Origin of the sequence: Kitasatospora sp. NBC_01560 (assembly GCF_045208415.1) — a bacterium.
Classification (GTDB): domain Bacteria; phylum Actinomycetota; class Actinomycetes; order Streptomycetales; family Streptomycetaceae; genus Kitasatospora.
Map to the genome: position 1 here is coordinate 6,405,643 of NZ_CP109364.1, position 21,116 is coordinate 6,426,758.

General features: G+C 74.0%; 13 protein-coding genes. 9 read left to right on the forward strand and 4 right to left on the reverse strand.

The window, feature by feature from the left end:
• Positions 1 to 104 precede the first annotated feature (104 nt).
• The 5 genes from OH807_RS27830 to OH807_RS27850 all read left to right on the forward strand — a co-directional run bounded on the left by OH807_RS27830 (position 105) and on the right by OH807_RS27850 (position 9,121).
• Positions 105 to 1,517: an ABC transporter substrate-binding protein gene (locus OH807_RS27830; protein WP_406203907.1), complete on the forward strand. Its 1,413-nt coding sequence runs from the start codon at positions 105 to 107 to the stop codon at positions 1,515 to 1,517.
• A 109-nt stretch (positions 1,518 to 1,626) separates the two neighbouring features.
• Positions 1,627 to 2,820, forward strand: coding sequence for a carbohydrate ABC transporter permease (locus tag OH807_RS27835; RefSeq protein WP_406203910.1), 1,194 nt, complete (start codon positions 1,627 to 1,629; stop codon positions 2,818 to 2,820).
• Positions 2,817 to 3,743, forward strand: coding sequence for a carbohydrate ABC transporter permease (locus OH807_RS27840; protein ID WP_406203913.1), 927 nt, complete (start codon positions 2,817 to 2,819; stop codon positions 3,741 to 3,743). Before OH807_RS27835 ends, OH807_RS27840 begins: the two co-directional genes overlap by 4 nt.
• Before the next feature lie 199 nt (positions 3,744 to 3,942).
• Entirely contained in the window at positions 3,943 to 7,101 is a 3,159-nt protein-coding gene (locus tag OH807_RS27845) for an Ig-like domain-containing protein (RefSeq protein WP_406203916.1), read from the forward strand.
• 496 nt (positions 7,102 to 7,597) lie between these two features.
• Complete coding sequence (locus OH807_RS27850; RefSeq protein WP_406203919.1) at positions 7,598 to 9,121, forward strand: DUF4153 domain-containing protein; 1,524 nt, start codon at positions 7,598 to 7,600, stop codon at positions 9,119 to 9,121.
• Positions 9,122 to 9,307: 186 nt separating this feature from the next.
• Here the strand turns inward: OH807_RS27850 and OH807_RS27855 are convergent, their stop codons facing one another.
• Positions 9,308 to 10,855, reverse strand: coding sequence for an MFS transporter (locus OH807_RS27855; RefSeq protein WP_406203922.1), 1,548 nt, complete (start codon positions 10,853 to 10,855; stop codon positions 9,308 to 9,310).
• Positions 10,856 to 11,144: 289 nt separating this feature from the next.
• Here OH807_RS27855 and OH807_RS27860 point away from each other — a divergent pair, with 289 nt between their 5' ends.
• The 3 genes from OH807_RS27860 to OH807_RS27870 all read left to right on the forward strand — a co-directional run bounded on the left by OH807_RS27860 (position 11,145) and on the right by OH807_RS27870 (position 13,543).
• Positions 11,145 to 11,774: a TetR/AcrR family transcriptional regulator gene (locus OH807_RS27860; RefSeq protein ID WP_406203925.1), complete on the forward strand. Its 630-nt coding sequence runs from the start codon at positions 11,145 to 11,147 to the stop codon at positions 11,772 to 11,774.
• Positions 11,775 to 12,034: 260 nt separating this feature from the next.
• A complete protein-coding gene (locus OH807_RS27865; RefSeq protein ID WP_406211233.1) occupies positions 12,035 to 12,739 on the forward strand; it encodes a ribonuclease HII in 705 nt (234 codons plus the stop codon).
• A 99-nt stretch (positions 12,740 to 12,838) separates the two neighbouring features.
• On the forward strand, positions 12,839 to 13,543 hold the full coding sequence (locus OH807_RS27870; protein ID WP_406203928.1) for a hypothetical protein: 705 nt from the start codon (positions 12,839 to 12,841) through the stop codon (positions 13,541 to 13,543).
• Positions 13,544 to 13,805: 262 nt separating this feature from the next.
• Here the strand turns inward: OH807_RS27870 and OH807_RS27875 are convergent, their stop codons facing one another.
• Positions 13,806 to 14,435, reverse strand: coding sequence for a hypothetical protein (locus OH807_RS27875; protein WP_406203931.1), 630 nt, complete (start codon positions 14,433 to 14,435; stop codon positions 13,806 to 13,808).
• A gap of 535 nt (positions 14,436 to 14,970) precedes the next feature.
• Complete coding sequence (locus OH807_RS27880; protein ID WP_406203934.1) at positions 14,971 to 17,205, reverse strand: RecQ family ATP-dependent DNA helicase; 2,235 nt, start codon at positions 17,203 to 17,205, stop codon at positions 14,971 to 14,973.
• A gap of 229 nt (positions 17,206 to 17,434) precedes the next feature.
• Here OH807_RS27880 and OH807_RS27885 point away from each other — a divergent pair, with 229 nt between their 5' ends.
• Positions 17,435 to 19,018 carry a DUF4192 domain-containing protein gene (locus OH807_RS27885; RefSeq protein WP_406203937.1) on the forward strand — a complete coding sequence of 528 codons (1,584 nt, stop codon included), beginning with the start codon at positions 17,435 to 17,437 and terminating at the stop codon, positions 19,016 to 19,018.
• Between the two features lie 202 nt (positions 19,019 to 19,220).
• On the opposite strand, the gene OH807_RS27890 is transcribed toward OH807_RS27885, so the two are convergent.
• Entirely contained in the window at positions 19,221 to 20,534 is a 1,314-nt protein-coding gene (locus tag OH807_RS27890) for an alpha/beta fold hydrolase (RefSeq protein ID WP_406203940.1), read from the reverse strand.
• Positions 20,535 to 21,116: the final 582 nt, after the last annotated feature.

Sequence of the window (21,116 nt, forward strand, 5' to 3'; positions counted from 1 at the left end):
ACGTCGTCAAACCGGCCCTTGCCGCGTCCATGTCGATCTCCGGTACAGCGCAATGTCGTTCTGTCGTACGGCCGGCGCTTCGCGCCCTGGCGAGGAGGACCGCATTGACCCCCACCCCGACCGCGTCGCCCACGAGTCCGCCGTCGAGCCCGCCCGCCGCCCGGTCCCGCCGGCTGGTCGCGCTGCCCGCCCTGCTGGCGGTGCTGGCGCTGACCGCGGCCTGTTCGAACAGCTCGGGCGGCTCCGGTGACGGTTCCGGCGGCGGGGCGTCCGCGCTCGCCGGGGACTGCGCCAAGTACCAGCCGTACGCGGGGCATTCGGGCACCACGGTGACGATGTTCGCGTCGATCCTCAGCCCGGAGTCGGACAACCTGGAGAAGTCCTGGTCCGAGTTCAGTTCCTGTACCGGCATCAGGATCAGCTACGAGGGCAGCAACGACTTCGAGTCCCAGCTGCCCGTCCGGGTGGCCGGCGGCAACGCCCCGGACTTCGCGATCATCCCGCAGCCCGGTCTGCTGGCGCAGATGGTGAAGAGCGGCAAGGTCGCGAAGCCGCCCGAGCAGACCGTCGCCAACCAGGCGAAGTGGAGCCCGGTCTGGAAGAGCTACGGCTCGGTGAACGGCACCTTCTACGCGGCGCCGATGAGCGCCAACATGAAGTCCCTGGTCTGGTACTCGCCGAAGGCCTTCCAGCAGGCCGGCTACGAGGTGCCGAAGACCTGGGCCGACCTCATGGCGCTGAGCGACCGGATCGCCAAGGCCGGCGGCGGCAAGCCGTGGTGCGGCGGCATCGCCTCCGGGACGGCCACCGGCTGGCCGGCCACCGACTGGCTGGAGGAGGTGGTACTGGGCTCGTACGGCGGTGACGTGTACGACCAGTGGGTGAGCCACCGGGTGAAGTTCTCGGACGAGAAGATCACCACGGCGATGAAGACCGTCGCGGACTGGCTGCAGAACCCGGCCTGGGTGAACGGCGGCTACGGCGACGTGAAGTCGATCGCCACCACGACCTTCCAGGACGCCGGGGCGCCCGTCCTCACCGGCAAGTGCTTCATGCTCCAGCAGGCGTCGTTCTACAAGGCGCAGTGGCCCAAGGAGACCAAGGTCGGCCCGGACGGCGACATCTTCGCCTTCCGGCTCCCGGCGGTGAACCCGCAGGTCCCCAACCCGGTCGAGGGCGGCGGGGAGTTCGTGACGGCGTTCGCGAGCCGGCCCGAGGTGCAGGCGGTCCAGAACTACCTGTCCAGCGCGGAGTGGGCGAGCAGCCGGGTGCGGACGGCCGGCGGCTGGGTCTCCGCCAACCAGGGCGTGGACAAGGCCCTGTACACGGATCCGATCGACCGGCTCTCCGCCGACGCGCTCACCGACCCGGCGGCCACCTTCCGCTTCGACGGGTCGGACCTCATGCCGGCCGCGGTCGGCGCGGGGCAGGAGTGGAAGTCGCTGACCGCCTGGTTCGCCGAGGGGCAGTCGATCCAGAAGACCGCCGCCGACATCGACGCGGCCTGGCCGCAGTAGCAGCCCGCCGGGCACCGTCCGAGGACCATCCGCCGAGGGCGGTGCGGGGCCACCCACCCGCACCGCCCGCCCCTCCTCTCTGCCCGCGGCAGGGAAAGGACGCGCAGCCATGTCCCTGACCGCCACCGCGCTCGCGGCAGGCACCCCCGCCGGCGGAGCCTGGGGCGACGCGGCCGTCAAGTTCGGCAACGCCTTCGGTGCCGTCGCCGGCTTCCTCGTCATCCTGCTGCTGGTCTCCCTGGTCGCCGACCGGGCCTCCGGCCGGTTCGCCCGCCCGCTGACCGTCGCGGGCGGCGTCGGCGTCCTGGTGCTGGCCTTCCTGGCCGCCGCCCGGGTCGCCGTCCGCTTCACCAACCAGCTGTCCGTCGCGCTGTTCCTCGGCGTCCTGGTGCTGGTCCTGCTCGTCCTGCTGGCCGCCGGCCTGGCCTCGGGCCGGTTCGCCCGCCCGCTGACGGTGGCGGTCTTCCTCGGCCCGGCGGCGGTGCTGCTGCTGGTCGGCCTGGTCGTCCCGCTGGTCCGCACCGTCTACCTGAGCCTGTACAACGACGACAGCAGCCGGTTCGTCGGCGGCGAGAACTTCGGCTGGGCCTTCAGCACCGACTTCGTGCAGAAGATCCTCGGCACCACCCTCGTCTGGCTGGTGGTCGCACCGCTGGCCGCCACCGGGCTGGGCTTGGTGCTGGCGCTGCTGGTGGACCGGATGCGGGGTCAGGCGGTCTACAAGTCGCTGATCTTCATGCCGATGGCGATCTCGCTGGTCGGCGCCTCGATCATCTTCAAGTTCGTCTACGAGTCCCGGGACGCCTCGCAGCAGCAGATCGGCCTGCTCAGCCAGGTGGTGATGGGGCTGGGCTGGGAGCATCCGCCGAACTGGATGCTCTCGCAGCCGCTGAACACCTTCCTGCTGATGGCGGTGATGGTCTGGGTGCAGACCGGCTTCGCGATGGTGGTGCTCTCGGCCGCGATCAAGGCGATCCCGGACGAGGTCACCGAGGCGGCCCGGCTCGACGGCGCGGGCGGGGTACGGCTGTTCTGGTACGTCACCGTGCCGATGATCCGCACGACGGTGGTGGTGGTGCTGACCACCGTCATGATCACCACGCTGAAGGCCTTCGACATCGTCCGCACCATGACCGGCGGCAACTTCGGCACCCAGGTGCTGGCCAACGAGATGTACTCGCAGTCGTTCGTGCAGTTCAACACCGGGCGGGGCAGCGCACTCGCAGTGATCCTCTTCCTCGCGGTGCTGCCGCTGGTGGCCTACAACATCGTCCAGCTGAGGAAGGAGCGTGGGGTCCGATGAGCGGGCGTCCGCTGGGTCCGCGCCGCAACCCCGTCCGGGAGGCCTTCGGCAGCCGGCTCGCCTCCGTCTTCGTGGTCGCGGTGACCGTGCTGTGGACGATTCCGACCTTCGGGCTGCTCGCCACCTCGCTGCGCCCCAAGCAGGACGTCACCGCGAACGGCTGGTGGAACGTCTTCCTGCACCCGGACCTCGGCCTGTCCAACTACCACACGGTGCTGTTCGAGGGCGGATCCGGCGTCTCCACCGGCCTGATGCCGTTCCTGGTGAACTCGCTGGCGATCAGCATCCCGGCCACGGTGTTCCCGCTGGTGCTGGCGGCGATGGCCGCGTACGGGCTGGCCTGGGTGCGGTTCCGGGGCAGTGACACGGTGTTCTTCGTGATCTTCGCGCTCCAGGTGGTGCCGATCCAGATGGCGCTGATCCCGCTGCTGCGGCTGTTCTCCGGCGGCGCGCACCTGGGCCCGTTGACGCTGATCCCCGCGGTGGACCTCAAGGGCACCTACGCGCCGGTCTGGCTGGCGCACACGATGTTCGCGCTGCCGCTGGCGATCTTCCTGCTGCACAACTTCATCGCCCAGCTGCCGCGTGACCTGATGGAGGCGGCCGTGGTGGACGGCGCCTCGCACTTCAAGATCTTCCGCTCGATCGTGCTGCCGCTCTGCGCGCCGGCGCTGGCCTCGTTCGCCATCTTCCAGTTCCTCTGGGTCTGGAACGACCTGCTGGTGGCGCTGACCTTCGCCGGCGGGACGCCGGAGGTGGCGCCGATGACGGTGCGCCTGGCCCAGCTCTCCGGCTCCTTCGGCGGGCGCTGGGAGCTGCTCACCGCCGGGGCGTTCCTCTCGATCGTCATCCCGCTGGCGGTCTTCTTCGGCCTCCAGCGGTACTTCGTCCGCGGTCTGCTGGCCGGATCCGTCAAGGGTTGACCGGTCCGGCGGGGGATTGTGGCGGTTCCGTGGACACGCTCGCTGCGCAACCGGTACACCGTTAGGGGTAGTTGGCCGAAACGGGCAGGGGGCGGTCATGGCAGGAGCAGGAGCAGAAGCAGGAGCAGGGGCAGGGGCGGACGAGGGGACGGGCGCAGGAGCGGCTTCGGCTGGGGCTTCGAGTGTGGCTTCGGGCGCGGTGTCGGCTGCGGTTTCGGCTGCGGGCAGGCGCCCGGGCGTCCGGTGGCGGAGACGGATCGCGGGCCTGCTGGCCGCCCTGAGCACGGCGGCGGCGCTGGCCGCCGGCCCGGGGGCCGCCCCGGCGGCGGCCGCCACGGCGACCCTGGGCAGCACGACGGCCGGCCCGTCGACCGACTCCGGCGACTCCCACTACCTGAACGCCTCCCGGTACGTCACCGGGGCGGCCGGCGGCACCGTCAGCAGCATCAGCGTGTACGTGGGCGCGGTGGACGCCGCGCCCGCCGACCAGTTCCAGGCGGCGGTCTACCGCGACAACGGCGGCAGCCCGGGCGCCCTGCTGGCCACCAGCGCCTCCGCCCGGCTCACCGCGAACAGCTGGAACACGGTGCCGCTGACGGCCGCGCTCAGCGCCAACACGCCGTACTGGCTGGCCTACAACAGCAACGGCGGCGGCCCGGCCGTCAACAACCTGCACTACAGCCCCGGCGGCACCAGCGTGTACGGCAACGGCGGCCGGACGTTCGGCAGTTGGCCGGCCGACTTCGGGGCCACCACGACCAGCGGCCTGAGCTTCTCGATCTACGCGACGTACACCACGGAGGACGCCCCGCCGCCCCCGCCGCCGGGCTCCGGCCCGGGCAGCGAGGGGCCGGTCCTGCTGGTCACCAGCCAGGCCAACCCGTACACCCGCTACCTCGCCGAGATCCTCAAGGCCGAGGGCCTCAACGCCTACCGCACGGTGGACATCTCGGCGGTGACGGCCACGCTGCTCGCCTCCTACGACGTGGTGCTGCTCGGCGAGATGCCGCTCACCGCCGCGCAGGCCGCGACCTTCACCAGCTGGACCAACGGCGGCGGGCGGCTGGTCGCGATGCGCCCGGACAAGCAGCTCGCGCCGCTGTTCGGCCTCACCCCGGCCACCGGCACCCGCGCGGACGCCTACCTCAAGGTGGACACCGGCGCCGCCCCGGGCGCCGGGATCACCGGTGACACCATGGGCTACCACGGGCCGGCCGACCTCTACACGCTCAGCGGCGCCACCGCCGTCGCGACGCTCTACAGCGACGCCGGCACCGCCACCGCCAACCCGGCCGTCACCCTGCGGACGGCCGGCAGCGGGCGGGCCGCCGCGTTCAGCTACGACCTGGCCAGGTCGGTGGTGCAGACCCGGCAGGGCAACGCCGCCTGGGCCGGCCAGCAGCGCGACGGCACCGACGGGTACGAGGCCGGCGAGATGTTCTTCGGCACCGGCGGCCAGCCCGACTGGAACAACCTGGACAAGGCGCTCATCCCGGTCGCCGACGAGCAGCAGCGGCTGCTGGCCAACCTGATCACCCTGGTCGACGCCGCCAACAAGCCGCTCCCGCGGTTCTGGTACTTCCCGCGGGACGTCAAGGCCGTCGTGGTGATGACCGGCGACGACCACGGCGTCGGCGGCACCGCCGGCCGCTGGGACGGCTACATCGCGCAGAGCCCGCCCGGCTGCAACGTCGCCAACTGGGAGTGCGTGCGCGGCTCCTCGTACATCTACACCGACGACCCGCTCACCCCGGCGCAGGCCCAGGCCTACACCGACCAGGGCTTCGAGGTGGGCGTGCACGTCACCACCAACTGCCGCCCCTGGGGCACCACCGCGGCGCTCCAGGGCTACTACCGCGACCAGTTGGCCAACTGGCGGGCCAAGTACCCGTCGCTCCCCGGCCCTTCGAGCAGCCGCACGCACTGCGTGGAGTGGGACGACTGGGCGACCCAGGCGAGGACCAAGCTGGCCAACGGCATCCGGCTGGACACCGACTACTACTTCTACCCCTCCAACTTCACCAAGGACCGGCCCGGCTACTTCAACGGCACGGCCCAGATCATGCGCTTCGCCGACACCGACGGCAGCGTGATCGACGAGTACCAGGCCACCACCCAGCTCACCGACGAGTCCGGCCAGTCCTACCCGGGCACCATCAGCACGCTGCTCGACGCCGCCTACGGTGCCCAGGGCTACTACGCGGCGCTGACCGCCAACATCCACACCGACTTCGCCGCCTCCTCGGCCTCGGACGCGATCATCGCCGCCGCCCGGGCCCGCGGGGTACCGGTGGTCTCCGGGCGGCAGATGCTCACCTGGCTGGACGCGCGCAACGGCTCGGCCTTCACCAAGCTCGCCTGGAGCGGGAGCTCGCTCGGCTTCGACATCACCGGCGGGGCCAACGGCCTGCGGGCGATGCTGCCGGTATCCGCCGCCTCCGGCACGCTGACCGGCATCACCTCCGGCGGCCGGGCCGTCCCGTACCGGATCGAGACCGTCAAGGGCGTGTCCTACGCGTTCTTCGACGGCGCGGTCGGCTCCTACACCGCCTCCTACGGCCGGGACACCACGCCGCCCGCCGTGATCGGCACCAGCCCGGCGGCCGGTGCCACCGGGGTGGCCGCCGGGAGCGCGGTGCGCTTCTCGTTCGGCGAGCCGCTGGACCAGGCGAGCGTCACCGCCGCGACCGCCACCCTGCGCACCGCCGGCGGCGCCGCGGTCGCGGGCACGGTGGCGTACGACGGGGCGGCCAACGGCGTCGTCCTCACGCCGACTGCGCCGCTGGCGCTGAGCACCGGCTACACCGCCACGGTCCAGGGCGTCCGCGACACCTCGGGCAACGTGCAGGCGGGCCCGGTCACAGTCTCGTTCACCACCGGGGGAGCGCCGCCCCGAACGCTCGGCAACACGGTGGTGGGCGCGTCGGTCGACGACACCGACTCCCACCACCTCAACGGCAGTCGGATCACCACGGGGGCGTCGGCGGCCCCGCTCACCGCGCTGAGCGTGCACGTCGGCCCGGTCAGCGCGGCGCCCGACAACCAGTTCCAGCTGGCGGTGTACACCGACGCGGGCGGCTCGCCGGGCACCCTGGTCGCGTCCACCGGCTCCGGCACGCTGACCGCCAATGCCTGGAACGTGCTGCCGGTGAACGTCACGCTGAGCGCCAACACCGCGTACTGGCTGGTCTACAACAGCAACGGGACGGGCGCCACGGTCAACAACATGAACTACTCGACCGGCCCGGCCGGCTCCGGCGCCTACAGCAACGCCGTGGTGCCCTTCGGTACCTGGCCGGCCACCTTCGGGCCGGCGGTGAAGGACACGCTGCTCTACTCGCTGTACGGCTCCTACTGATCCGCTGACCCGCCCTCACCTTCCCTCACGTCCTCCCTCGCAGAGCCCCGGGGCGCCCCTGTCACAGCCTGGCGACAGGGGCGCCCCCGGCGTATTTGAACTTGTTCAGAATGGTCTACAGTCGGCTGCAGTCGAGGCGCTGTGCGCGCCGGCCGGCGGACTGCCCCCAGGGCTGCTTCCGCATGCCCGTCGACACCCACCGACCTTCGAGGGGGAACTCATGTCCGGACCCAGCAGGCCCGCACCGGGCGCCGGGCCGTCCGACCCGGGTGTGTCCGACGCTGCCGGAGCCGGCGGCGGTCCTGGGTGGGCGGCCGGCGGGGCTCACGGCGCCCCGGGTGGACCGGGTGGACCGGGTGCTCACGGCGCGCCCGGTTTCGCCGGTGCTCCCGGCCCCGCGGCCGGCTTCGCCGGTACCCCCGGCCCGGCGGCCGGTTTCGACCCGGCGGCCGGTTTCGACCTGAACCGCGGGCCGGCCGACCCCTACCGCCCGCCGGTGCGCCCGATCCCGCAGCCCGCGCCGTGGCTGCGCCCGAGCGATCCGCCCGCCAAGGCGCCGGCCCCGCCGCGGGCCCTGCTGGCCGCGGTGCTGACCGGCCTGCTGACGGCCTGGCTGCTGGAGGGCGGCCTCGGCGTCAACCTGCTGATCTGCGGCGCGGTCGCCGCCGTCGGCGCCGGTCTCGCCGCCCGCTCGGCGGGCCGGCGGGTGCGGCCCTGGACGGTGGTGTGGAGCGTGCTCGCGCTGGCCATGCTCGCCGTCCCCGCGCTCTTCGACGCCGGCTGGCCCACGCTGCTGTCCATCGTCTGCGCCCTGGCCCTGGCCTCGCTCGCGCTGCACGGCGGCCGTCGCTGGGCGGGTGTCCTGCTGGCCCTGCCCGGCATCGTCTGGCAGCTCGGACCGGGTGTGCTCTGGGCCCGGGCGGGGCTGCGCGGCCTCAGTCTGCCCGGTCGCGCCAAGGTGGCCCCGGTGCTGCGTGCCGTGCTGGTCGCCGTCGTCCTGCTGACCGTCTTCGGCTGGCTGTTCGCCAGTGCGGACGCGGCCATGGCCGATGTCCTGGGCGGCCTCGGCCCCAGCATCGACCCCGGCGAGATCCCGATGCGCCTGGCGCTGTTCGTGCTCGGCCTGATCACCGCGCTGGGATTCGCCCACATCGCGGCGGGCCCGCGCCGCTGGGACCGCACGGTGGTCCGCCCGGGCCGGGAGCGCGGCCGGGTCGAGTGGGCGCTGCCGCTGGTCGCGCTGAACCTGATGTTCGGCGGCTTCGCGGTGGTCCAGGCCGTGGTGGTGCTCGGCGGCCGGGACTCCATCATGGAGAAGACCGGCATGAGCCGCTCCGAGTACGCCCGGCAGGGCTTCTGGCAGCTGATGGCCGTCACCGTGCTGACCCTCGTGGTGGTCGCCGTCGCCAAGCGCTGGGCGCCGCGCACCACCGAGGCGGACCACCGGCTGGCGCGGATCCTGCTCGGCCTGCTCTGCCTCCTCGCCCTCGTCGTGGTGGCCTCGGCCCTCGGCCGGATGTGGTACTACGTCGATGCCTCCGGGCTGACCAGGCTGCGGCTCTGGGTGCTCGTCGTCGAGGTCTGGCTCGGCGTCGTCCTCCTGATGCTGATCACGGCCGGGCTGGTGCGTTCCGCCGCCTGGCTGCCGCGGTCCGTGGTGCTCAGCGGCATGATCGCCGCCGCCGTGTACGGCCTGATGGGGCCGGACGCGATCGTCGCCGAGCAGAACGTCGCCCGCTTCGAGCGCACCGGTCGGATCGACCTGCGCAACGTCCGTGACCTCTCGGTGGACGCCGTCCCCGCCCTGGACCGGCTGCCCGGGGACCAGCGGACCTGTGCGCTGGACCTCATGCGGATCGAGCTGGGCGACGCCTCGGGCCCCTGGTACCGGACCAGCCTCGCGGAGTCCCGGGCGCGGGAGATCCTCGTTGCGCGTCCGCTGCCCGACGGCGTATTGACGGCCGGCAACGCCTGCGACCGGGCGGGGTTGCACGAGTCCGACTACGCCGAGCGCGACTGAGCCGGACGGGACGGGACGGGACGGGGCCGGCGCCGGGCCGATCGGGGCCGACGGGGGAAGGTGGACGGGGGCGGGCTGACGGGAGAGGCGCGGAGGTGCGGCGGGGAAGCCGTGAGGGCCGGCCGGGAGCGTGCTGCTCCCGGCCGGCCCTCGCCGTTCCGTTCCGTTCCGTGCCCGCTGCCGGGCTCAGTGCATCGCGATGCCCGTGGTGTTGGTCGCCAGGTCGTCGGCCTTGGCCTTGATCACGACGGCCGCGATCACCAGTGCCAGAGCGGCGAGCACCGCGCCGACGATGAAGCCGTGCGAGATGCCCTGCGCGAGCACCTCGTTGGCCGCGCCCGTGCCCTTGGGGAACTCGTGCTTCTCCAGGAACTCGGCCTTCTGCTCCGGCGTGGCCGTGGCCATGAAGCCGGGCAGCTGGACCTTGGCCTCGGCGGTCGCGTAGTGCGCGAACACCGTGGTCAGGATCGAGAGGCCGAGGGAACCGCCGATCTGCTGCATCGAGTTGAGCAGACCGGAGGCGGCGCCGGTGTCCTCGGAGGCGACGCCGGCCACGGAGAGCAGCATCACCGGGACGAAGACCAGGCCCATCCCGAAGCCGAAGATCACCGTGGGGGCGAGCACCCCGTCCAGGTAGCCGCTGTCCGAGCTCATCTGGGTCAGCCAGGTGAGTCCGATCGTGACCAGGAGCGCGCCGCCGGCCATGAACGGCTTCGGGCCGTACTTGACCTGCAGGGTGGACGCGATCTGCGCGGCGATGATGATCGACACGCTGATCGGCAGGAAGGCGAAGCCGGCCTTCAGCGGGCTGTACCCGAGGGGTCCCTGTACGAACAGGGTGATGTAGAAGAAGATGCCGAACATGGCCGCGGCCAGGCAGAGCATCATCACCAGGCCACCGGTGCGGTTCCGGTCGGCGAACAGGTGCAGCGGCGTGATCGGCTGCGCGGTGCGCTTCTCGACCACCAGGAACGCGGCCAGCAGCAGGACGCCGCCCGCGAACGATCCGAGCGTCACCGGGTCCGTCCAGCCGTCCGAGGCCGCGCGGATGAACCCGTACACCAGGCCGACCAGGCCGAGGGTGGAGGTGAGCGCGCCCGGCAGGTCGAAGCGGCCCTCGTGGCGCTCCGACTCGGCGATGTAGCGCGGGGCGGCGATCGCGATGAGGATCGCGATCGGGACGTTCACGAAGAACACCCAGCGCCAGTCGAGGTACTCGGTCAGGATGCCGCCGGCCAGCAGGCCGATCGCGGCGCCCGAGCCGGCCACCGCCGAGAAGACGCCGAACGCCTTGTTGCGTTCGGGTCCTTCGTCGAAGTTGGTCGCGATCAGCGCGAAGGCGGTCGGCGAACAGATCGCGCCGCCGATGCCCTGGAGCGCACGGGCGGCCAGCAGCATGCCGCCGTCCTGCGCGAAGCCGCCCAGCAGCGAGGCCAGGCCGAACAGCAGCGTGCCGGCGATGAACACCCGGCGGCGGCCGAGGATGTCGCCCGCGCGGCCGCCGAGCAGCAGCAGGCCGCCGAAGGTCAGGGTGTAGGCGTTGATCACCCAGGACAGGTTGGTGGTGGAGAAGTTCAGCGCGTCCCTGATCTGCGGCAACGCGATGTTCACGATCGTCGCGTCGAGGACCACCATGAGCTGGGTGGCCGCGATGACGGTCAGGGTGATGCCCTTGCCCCGGCTCTGGTTGCCCTGCGGCGGAGAGTTCTTGCTGAGTGTGTCGGAGATAGCCAAGTTGATGCCCCCTGCTGGCTATTGCTTCGTATGCTGTGGAGCCGGGATCCGGCGTCGCCCTACGGCGTCCCGCGGGCTATGAAGGAACGGGATCGTTCACTACTCTGGACCATAGCTCGGGCGAGATTATGAACGCAAGCGTTCTCTAAGGTTGGTGACAATGGATCAGTTGGTGCGGCGCCAGGCGGCCACAGGGGCGACCGAGCGAGGGGTGGAGCAGTCGGCGGGCCGGGCCGGGAGCCCGCCCGGCGAACGTCCGGCCACCGCCGGGGAGAGGTCTGCCGTTCCCGTGGCGAGGTCCGCGGCGCACTGTCCGGTCAGGGCGGCCGCCGAGGTGCTGTCCCGGCCGATCCGCCGCCGGGGCAAGGAGCTGGAACAGGCGATCTTCGAGGCCGCGCTCGACCAGCTCACCTCCGGCGGATTCGCACGGCTGACGATGGAAGGCGTCGCCGGCGCCGCGCGGACCGGAAAGGCTGCGCTGTACCGGCGTTGGGCGTCCAAGGTGGAGCTCGTCGTCGACGCCCTGGACTCCACTCTGCCACGCCCCGCCGACACCCCGGACCTCGGGTCGGCCCGCGACGAATTGCTGCTGCTCATCGAGGGTTTCGCCGTGGCGATGGACTCCCGGGCGGGCAGCGCCATGCACGCGCTGATGTCCGAGCTGGACCACGAACAGGCCGAGGTGTTCAAGGACTTCATCGTCCGGCGGGTGATCGGTCCGACCAAGGACACCATCCTGGACATCCTCGGCCGGGGTGCCGAGCGCGGCGACGTCCGCCCCGGCGCGGTCAACCCGCTGGTCGCCGACGTGGCACCGGCGATGCTGATGTACCGGGCGAAGAGCCACGGCCGGCAGTTCGGTCCGGACTTCGCGACCGAGCTGGTGGACGAGGTGCTCGTCCCGCTGATCCGGGCCTGATCCGGGCCTGATCCGGTCTGGTTCGGGCCTGATCCGGTCTGATTCGGGCCGGGCCGGGCCTGCTGGGTGGTGGGTTGCCCGACCCGCCGCGGGCCCGGCTGGTCGGACGGTCGGTGTCGGTGGTGGCCGGCGGTGTCGGCAGTGGTGTCGGCAGTGGTGTCGCCGCAGGTCGGGACGGGGTGCGGCGGGGCCGCCGTGGGTGGTCGGGGCGCCGGCGGCCGGGGCTTAGGCTGGAGGTGCCCCAGCTGAAGGACACCGTGATGCCCATCGTCCCGCCGACGCACTCCGTCGAGCGCTCGCTCCGCCGGGCCGGCGCCAAGATCGTGGTCGGCCTCGACGAGGTCGGGCGCGGCGCCTGGGCCGGTCCGGTCACCGTGGGCGCGGCCGTGACCGGGCTGCGCCGACCCCCGGAGGGCCTCACCGATTCCAAGCTGCTCACCGAGCTGCGCCGCCGGGCACTCGCCCCGGTGCTCGCCGACTGGGTCGGCGCGTACGCGCTCGGTCACGCCTCGGCGCTGGAGTGCGACGAGCTCGGGATGACCGCCGCCCTCCGGCTGGCCGCGGTCCGGGCCCTGGAGGCGCTGCCGGTGGAGCCGGACGCGGTGATCCTCGACGGCAAGCACGACTACCTCGGCGGCCCCTGGCGGGTACGCACCGTGATCAAGGGTGACCAGTCCTGCATCTGCGTCTCGGCCGCCTCGGTGCTCGCCAAGGTGCACCGCGACGGCCTGATGGCCGAACTGGGCGAGGAGCACCCCGAGTACGGCTTCGCCGACAACGCGGGCTACCCCTCCCCGGTGCACCGGGCCGCGCTGGAGGAGTTCGGCCCGACCGGACAGCACCGGCTCTCCTGGTCGTACCTGGACGGGCTGCCCAAGTGGCGCCACCTGAAGCGGGACCGCTTCGACACGGCCGGGGCGGGCGCGGACGGACCGGCCGACGAACAGTTGACGCTCGGTTTCTGATGTTCCGTCGGGAATTGCCGGGTCGCCGTGGAAGGTTCATGGTGCCCAACAGGTGGGGCGCCCGTGCGCGTTCAGCCGGCATTTGATAGATATCCGGGTATGCCTGCCTTCCCCGAGGAGCCGGAGATTCACGAGAGCCTTCCGGGCCCCGGCGTTCCCTTCCCCCGCGAGTCGGACGCACAAGCCCTTCGTACGCCTGCCGCCGGCAGCTCGACCGCTGCCACGACCCCGACCACGGCCGCGCCGCCGGTCGCCACCACCGCACCGGCCCCGGTGCCGGGCCCCCGTTCCGCACCCCCGCGACCGGCGCCGCAGCGTGCCGGCCGCCCGGGCCCGCCGGCGCGGACGGCCCAGATCCCCAAGCCCGGTCCGCGCCGACCGGAGCCCGCCGCACCGCAGGTCGCGGTCCAGCAGGTCGCCGCGACGGCCGCCCGGGCCCTGGAGCGCGCCGACGAAGCCGTCGACCGCCTGCTGGAGTCCGGGCGTGACCCGAGCGCCGTCCTGGTGCTGACGACCGGTGAGCCGCACCCGTGGCAGCAGCACGAGCTCTCCTTCGGGGAGGAGCGCTACTGGGCGCAACTCGCCGAGGGCGGCGACGTGTTCTACGCCGATGCCGCGCTGACCCGCCCGGCCCGCCGCGAGGTGGTCGTGCTGGTCGTCAACGGCGGGACGGTCGACGGCGCCGCCGAGGCCTATCGCACGGCGCTCGGCCACGCGACCGAGCTGGTGGTGGTCTGCGGCGACGCCGGCCCCGCCGCTTCGGCCGCCGCCGGAGCAGCTGCCGGCCGCCCGGTGCCTGCCTGAGTCACGTCCGAGGCCGGCTGCGTCCGGTCACGTCCGAGGCCGGCCCGAGGCCGGCGCGGGCCCGGCGCCGTTCGCCATTCGGTGCCGGGCCCGGCTGCTGTCGTGACCGGACGCTGCCGGGCCCGGCTGCTGTCGGGGTGGCGCCGACGTGTCGGTGCCACCCCGACAGTTCCGGCGTGCCGGGTGAGTCCGGCTGCGCGCCGTCGGCGCCGGTGCCGTCGGCCGTGACCGTGGTCCGTCGGCGGCCGGGCCTGGCCGCCGGTCAGCAGGTGCCGGTACGCCGGGCCGGCTCGATGGCGGCGACCCGTGTCGGAGCCCACGGGAGCTCGGCCGGCCGGGTGCGCGGCGACCGTTCGCCGTGCTGGTCCGGCTCCGCCGTCCGGCGCCGCGCCGAGCGGGGCGGCAGCTCCGTGACGGTGTGGACCGGGCCGTCCGCCCACGATCCGGCGTGGGGCGTGCGCCCGCCGCGTTCGTGGCCGAGGATCTGCCAGCCCGTCGGGGTCAGGGCGATGAAGGAGCCGCAGCGCAGCCCGTGCAGTACCGCCGCGTCCTGCAGGGCCCACATCCAGGCGCCGTCCTGCTCGGTCCAGCCGGCCGCGCCCTCGCGGCAGCGCAGCAGCACGGCCGTCCGGGTGGGGGCGGCCTGCCGCAGGTCGTGCGGGGTGACCTGGCGCAGGTGGCTGAGGATCGCGTTGCGGTGCTGCCAGCCGTCGGTGTGGTGGGCCCAGGGCACGAAGGACGCCGAGGCGGTGAGCCGGTTCGAGGCGTCCAGCACGGCGAGCACGACCGTGCCCGGCTGGGGCAGGTGGCGCTGGTGCAGCTCCAGGACGAAGTCGCGCGGATCGCGCAGCAACGGCACCCCCGTGGCAGCCCACGCTTCCAGGTCGAGCACCCGTCTGGGCGACGAACTCCGGGCGAGGGGATACTGACCTCGGCCGATACCGTTGATCACGATCCTCCTTCCCGACCCACGGAGGCGCGGGTGCGCAGGTACGCCGAAACCGTGGTCCGTCGGACCGGGGTCGGGGTACGGTCCAATTCTCGGGGCAGAAGGGCCGGAGCGGCAACGATGAAATGATGAACGCCGCCCGAAAGCCAACGTTCTGCCGGATATATTCCACGGTCGCGCGCACGGCACTCGTGTGCTGCCGGATCGTGATCCGAGCCCCCGGAAGGCTCCTGCGAAGCACCTTCGGCAACTCTGACCGCTTTTTGTCGCGCGTGGTGCCTTCGGGAACGCCGGATCCTCGGGTGATCGCCTCCGTTACTCCATTCGAGTGACGGTCGGTGCCGGATCCGTCCGTTCCTCGCCGGGCCGGGCGAGCCGACCGACCCCCCATCGCCGCCCGCCCGGCCCCTCCGGCCGCTGCCGCCGCTGTTGGTGCTGCGGCACCGGCGGCCCCGTCCGGCTGCTCCGGCCCGGCGGTTCAGCCCTGCACGGCCAGCACCAGCGGCAGCACCGCACTCGCCCCGGCCTTGCGCAGCAGCCGGGCCGCGACCGTCACCGTCCACCCCGAGTCGACCAGGTCGTCCACCAGCAGCACCGGACCGCCGGCCCCGGCCACCGCGTCCGTCAGCCCGGGCGGGAGGACGAGTGCGCCGGCCAGCGAGTGCAGCCGCTGGGCGCTGTTGCTGCGGGCGCCGTGCGGCGGTCGCCCGGCCGCGTACTCGATCTGCCCGAGCAGGGGCAGCCGGCCGATCTCGGCGATCCGGGCGCCGAGGCTGCCGACCAGCTGCGGCCTGGTGGACGAGGCCATCGTGACCACGCCGACGGGCCGGTCCAGCCGGGCCTCCTCGCCGGTCGCGGGCCCGGCCCAGCCGCCCGGGCCGCGCGCCCAGTCGGCGAGCACCGCGACCAGCGCGTCCACCACCTCGGCGGGAACGGGCCCGTCGGGTGCGTGGTCGGCCAGCAGCGCGCGCAGCCGGTTGCCCCAGCCGATGTCGGAGAGCCGGCCGAGCGCCCGGCCGGTCTCGGCCTGCTCACCGGCCGGGATGCGGCCCTTGAGCGGCACGCCCAGGGCGTCCATGCCGGTGGGCCAGAGCCGCCGCGGCTCGAAGCCGACGCCGGGCCGGCCGAGCGAGGCCCGGGCCGCGTTCAGTGCCTCGGTCGAGACCTCCGCGGTGTGCAGCGGCCCGGCGCAGTTGTCGCAGCGCCCGCAGGGCGCGGCCCGGTCGTCGTCGAGCTGGCGGCGCAGGAACTCCATCCGGCAGCCGGAGCCCGCCGCGTACTCGCGCATGGCCCGCTGCTCCGCCTCGCGGGAGGCGGCGACCTTGGCGTACCGCGCGGCGTCGTACGCCCAGCTCTGCCCGGTGGCCGTCCAGCCGCCCTTGACGCGGCGCACCGCGCCGTCGACGTCGAGGACCTTCAGCATGGTCTCCAGCCGGGCGCGGCGGAGGTCCACCCGGGGCTCCAGGGCCGCGGTGGAGAGCGGCCGGCCGGCCTCCGCGAGCGCGTCGATGGTGCGGCGCACCTGCTCCTCCGGGGGGAAGGCCAGCGAGGCGAAGTAGCGCCAGATCGCCTCGTCCTCGCGCCCGGGCAGCAGCAGCACCTCGGCCTTGTCGACGCCACGCCCGGCGCGGCCCACCTGCTGGTAGTAGGCGATCGGCGAGCTGGGCGAGCCCAGGTGCACCACGAAGCCGAGGTCGGGCTTGTCGAAGCCCATGCCGAGGGCGGAGGTCGCGACCAGCGCCTTCACCCGGTTGGCCAGCAGGTCGGCCTCGGCGGTCCGGCGCTCGGCGTCCTCGGTGCGGCCCGAGTAGGCGGCGACCGGGAAGCCGCGCTCGCGCAGGAAGGCCGTCACCTCGTCGGCTGCCGCGACCGTCAGGGTGTAGACGATCCCGGAGCCGGGCAGTCGGTCGAGGTGGTCGGCCAGCCAGGCCAGCCGGTGCGCCGGATCGGGCAGGTCGAGCACGCCGAGCGTGAGGCTCTCGCGGTCGAGCGGGCCGCGCAGCACCAGGGCGTGCGCGTCGGTGGTGCCGGTGCCGAGCTGCTCGGCGACGTCGGCGGTGACCCTTGCGTTGGCCGTGGCGGTGGTGGCCAGCACCGGGACGCCCGGCGAGAGGTCGGCGAGCATGGTGCGCAGCCGTCGGTAGTCGGGGCGGAAGTCGTGGCCCCAGTCGGAGATGCAGTGCGCCTCGTCGACCACCAGCAGGCCGGTGGAGGCGGCGAGCTTGGGCAGCACCTGGTCGCGGAAGTCGGGGTTGTTCAGCCGCTCGGGGCTGACCAGCAGGATGTCCACCGCGCCGGCCGCGACCTCGGCCTGGACGGCGTCCCACTCGTCGGTGTTGGCCGAGTTGATGGTGCGGGCCTGGATGCCGGCCCGGGCGGCCGACTCCACCTGGTTGCGCATCAGGGCGAGCAGCGGGGAGACGATCACCGTCGGCCCGGCGCCGCGCGCCCGCAGCAGGGCGGTGGCGATGAAGTAGACGGCGGACTTCCCCCAGCCGGTGCGCTGCACCACGAGGGCCCGGCGGTGGTCGACGACCAGGGCCTCGATGGCCTTCCACTGGTCGTCGCGGAGCGTGGCGGCGGGCCCCGCGAGCTCGCGCAGGACGGCCTCGGCCCGGGCCCGGACCTCGGCGCGGTCGGCGGCCGTCGCGTCGCCGGTGCCGGGCGTGGCGGGGGCCTCGGAGGCCTGGGGGTTGCTCTGCGGCTGCTGCATGGCGTCCATGTAACCCCGAAGGGCCGACAACGGGCGAACGGGCCTGTCCACGGCCGGGTGGAGCGGGGGCGTATTCCGCCTGCTCCGGGGCCGAACGGCCGTCAAATATCCCCCGGGAGAGTGGCTCGATATGCCCCGAAAGGAGGAGGTTTTATCCACAGGCGGGGTTTATCCACAGGGAAAAGCAGAAAATCCGGGGGCGTTCACGAATTGCGGGAGTCTTCCGGCCATGAACAACGAACGCATTGCGCTTCCCTCCGGCGGCCCCTCCGGTCCGCGCCCGGTCACCATGCGGGGCCCGGCCGACATGGCCGAGCTGCTGCCCTACCTGTTGGGCTTCTTCCCCGACGACAGCATCGTCGCCGTCGGCCTCCAGGGGCCGGAGCTGCACCAGGGCGGGGTGATCCGGCTGGACATCCCGGAGGACACCGCCCAGTGGCCGGCCGCCGCCGAGGAGACGGCCGCGCTGCTCGTCGGCCTCTCCGAGCAGCGGGACCGCCGCCCGGCCCAGGTGCTCCTCTATCTCTGTCAGGACCCCGGTGGCGAGCATGGTCCGCCCGTGCCCGACCGGCTCAGACCGCTCGCGGCCGAGCTGCGGGCGGAGTTCGAGAGCCGTGGTGTGGGGGTGAAGGAGTCGCTCTGCGTCTCCGCGGGCCGCTGGTGGTCCTTCCTCTGCCGCCGGGAGGGCTGCTGCGATCCGGCGGGCCACCCCGTCCGGCACACGCCCGGCCCCGGGCCGGTGGCCGTCGCGGCCACCTTCGCGGGCCTCGTCCCGCGGGGCAGCCGCAAGTCGATCGTGGCCGGGCTGGCACCGATCGGCCCGCCCGGGGCGGAGGCCCAGCGTCTCGCGTTGGTCCGGGCCGACGGGGGTGGGGGAGCCGGTGGCGGGTCGGTGCTCTCCCCGGAGCAGGGGGTCGAGCTGCTCGAACAGGCCGTGGCCGAGTTCATGGCCGGCGCCCGCGGGCTCGACGAGCAGCGGACGGCCCAGCTGCTCGTCGCCCTGCGGGACCGGCGCATCCGGGACCGCGCGGCCGAGTTCGCCCGGCCCGACGAGCTCGCCCCCGCCCAGCGGCTCTGGCGCTTCCTCGCCCGGCGCTGCGTGCCGCCCCACACGGGCTGCGCCCCGCCCCCGCTCACCCTGCTGGCCTGGGTCTCCTGGGTGGCGGGGGACACCGCGACGGCCCGCGTCGTGCTCGCCCACACCCTCCGGCTCGATCCCTCCTACCTGCTGGCCCAGCTGCTCTACGAGTCGCTGAACGGCGGGCTCTCGCCGGCCCCGCTGCTCGCCCGGGCGGACGCCGAGCGCCGCCGCCGGGCCGGGACGACGGCGGGAGTGGAGGAAGCGGTGGCGGAGACGGCGGAGGCCGCGGGCCCGGTCGGCGGTCCGGACGGCTCGGACCGCCCGGCGAACGGCCCGTCCGCGGATCCGGCGCGCGCGCCGGGGCGGGCGTCCGGTCCGCCCCCGGCCGGGGAACGACGGCGGCGGGCCCGGCGCGGGCAGGCCGGGCCCGCTCTGCCGGACGCCGCGCCGCCCGACCGCCCGGCCGAGGGCAGGCGCGAGCCCGGGGCCGGCACAGCCCGCCCGGGTGAGGGCGGCCCGGGCCCGCGGGCCCGACGGTGGACGGACGGCCTCACGGGGTGCCGGCCGGCGGCGCAGCCGCGCCCGGCGCGCAGGCTCCGGCCGGCCCGCCCGTCGCCCTGGGCCTCGACCGGGTCCAGGCTCTCGGGCGGACGGGTACGGGGGCCGGTCGGCCGGCGCGGCCGCTGCCGGGGGCTCCGCGGTGCGGCGATCGGACCGCGGTATGCAGGGTGACCTCGCGGGCGATCGGGCGCGCCCGCTCCCACCGCCCGCCGGCCGCCCGGGGCAGCCGCCCCGGGCGGCCGGCGGGGGCACCGGGTGCACCCCGGGCCGGGCCCGGGGTGCCGTCCGCTCGGCCCTGCGCCGACGCGGCCGGCTGCGACCCGGCTCACTGCGGTTCGGCTCGCGGCGGCCCGGGGCGCGGTGGTTCGGCCGGCTACGCCTCGCCGTGGGCCATCGCGATCAGACGGTCGAGCACCTTGCCGCCGCTCACCCGCAGGCCGTCGTGCTCCCACTCGTTGGTGATCCACGTCCGCAGGCCGCGTACGGCCCGGGCGGTCGCGAGCGAGTCGGCGGTGTCGACGTACATGTCGTCGTGGTAGACCGCCGCCACGACCGGCACCTCGTTGGCGGACAGCCGGGCCGGGTCGTACAGGTCGGCCCAGTCGGTGCGGGCGGCGAGCAGCTCCGCGGTCTCCTTGAGCGGCCGCAGTGCGGGGTCGGTGTCGAACATCCAGGGGTAGATCATCTCGCCGGTGAACAGCACCGGTGCTCCGGACTCCAGCGCCGCCTCGGCGTCGAACTCCGGGAACTCCTTGCGGACGCGCTCGGCCGACCACGCCGTCCCGGTCCGGTCCACCGACCGCTGACCGTAGATCGACTCGTGCAGCACGGCGTACAGCGGCCCCTCGGCGAAGGAGAGCTTCGCCTGCGCCTCGGCCAGGAAGGTGTCGGACAGTTCGGGCCCCGCCGCGCCCTCGATCCAGGCCTCCTCCAGGAGGTAGTGCAGGGTGCCGGAACCGCTGCCGCCGCCGAGCAGCAGTCCGAGGGCCTGGAACGCCCGCACGGTGAGCAGGCCGCCGCCGGGCAGGACGGCGGGCGAGGCGGCCAGGTGCGCGGCGATCCGCCGTACCGCCTCGACGTCCTGCGGGTAGCGGCGGTAGTGCCCCTCGTTCTTGCCGACGACCCGGGGGCAGGCGGCCCGGTAGACGTCGTCGGCCGAGCTGCGCAGGCCGGCCAGGCCACCGGTGATGAACGCCTCGTGCAGGCCCTCGGGCGCGATGGAGAGGTAGGTGAGGGTGCAGAAGCCGCCGAAGCTCTGCCCGAGCACGCTCCAGCGGCGGTCCTCGCCGAGCAGCCGGCGGCGGATCAGCTCGGCGTCCCGCACGATGGAGTCCGCGCGGAAGTGCGTCAGGTAGTCCGCCTGCTGGGCGGCGCCGCCGCGCCGGGCGAGGCTCTGCCGGTTCGCGGGCGTGGACCGCCCGGTGCCGCGCTGGTCGAGCAGGAGCACCCGGTAGTCGTCGAGCGCGCGCTCCAGCCACCCGTCGCGGCCGAGCGGGCGCCCGGCCTTGCCACCGGGGCCGCCCTGGAGGAAGAGCAGCCAGGGCAGGTCGTCCTTCTCCCGGCCCGGCGCCACCACCTCGCGGGCGTACACCTCGATCTGCTCGCCCTGCGGGGCGGCGTGGTCCAGGGGCAGCTGGAAGAGGTGGTCGGTCGTGACGATCCCGGGCAGCCGGCTGGCGGTGGACATACAACTCCTCGGTATGTGCAGGTCACAGCGGTCGCGTCGCCGCTCACGGTGTTGCCGGTGCGGGCGCCGCGACCCTCGCACCGTATCCTGGCGGCGGCCGGGAACCGGCCGGGCGGTTGCCGTCCGCGCCACCCGCCGGCCGAGCCGTCCTGCCCACCGGGCCGGGCGGATCCGGCCGAAACCCCGGCCGGATCGGTTCGTCCCTGAACGACACCTGCCGGGGGCGGCGAAACCCCGGCGGCGACGGCGGTACGACGGCCCGGCACCCCGGGCCGGACGGCCGAATGAGCGCCGCGGGCGTTACCTGTGACCGGTCGGCGGCGTTCACCCCGGGGGTGCTGCACCCGGATGGCCTCGGGGCCCCCGGAGGCGGACGGAGACGACCGGGACGACGCAGACGCGGCGCGCCCGCTGCCGGAGTGGCTGGCGTGCCGGAGCGGTCGGAGTACGGGCGGCGCCCCGGGCGCCGGGCCGCAGGGCGCCCACGAGGAGGCCGGCGCCGCCGCTCACGGCCCGTCCGGCGAACGGCCCGGGGCACCGGGCAGGGCCCGGCGCCACCGCGGACGGCCGGGCCACGGAGCA

Coding starts and splice junctions, on each gene's coding strand:
- OH807_RS27835 (WP_406203910.1), top strand. CDS start 1,627: ATGTCCCTGACCGCCACCGCGCTCGCGGCAGGCACCCCCGCCGGCGGA.
- OH807_RS27885 (WP_406203937.1), top strand. CDS start 17,435: ATGAACAACGAACGCATTGCGCTTCCCTCCGGCGGCCCCTCCGGTCCG.
- OH807_RS27880 (WP_406203934.1), bottom strand. CDS start 17,205: ATGCAGCAGCCGCAGAGCAACCCCCAGGCCTCCGAGGCCCCCGCCACG.
- OH807_RS27865 (WP_406211233.1), top strand. CDS start 12,035: ATGCCCATCGTCCCGCCGACGCACTCCGTCGAGCGCTCGCTCCGCCGG.
- OH807_RS27890 (WP_406203940.1), bottom strand. CDS start 20,534: ATGTCCACCGCCAGCCGGCTGCCCGGGATCGTCACGACCGACCACCTC.
- OH807_RS27870 (WP_406203928.1), top strand. CDS start 12,839: ATGCCTGCCTTCCCCGAGGAGCCGGAGATTCACGAGAGCCTTCCGGGC.
- OH807_RS27840 (WP_406203913.1), top strand. CDS start 2,817: ATGAGCGGGCGTCCGCTGGGTCCGCGCCGCAACCCCGTCCGGGAGGCC.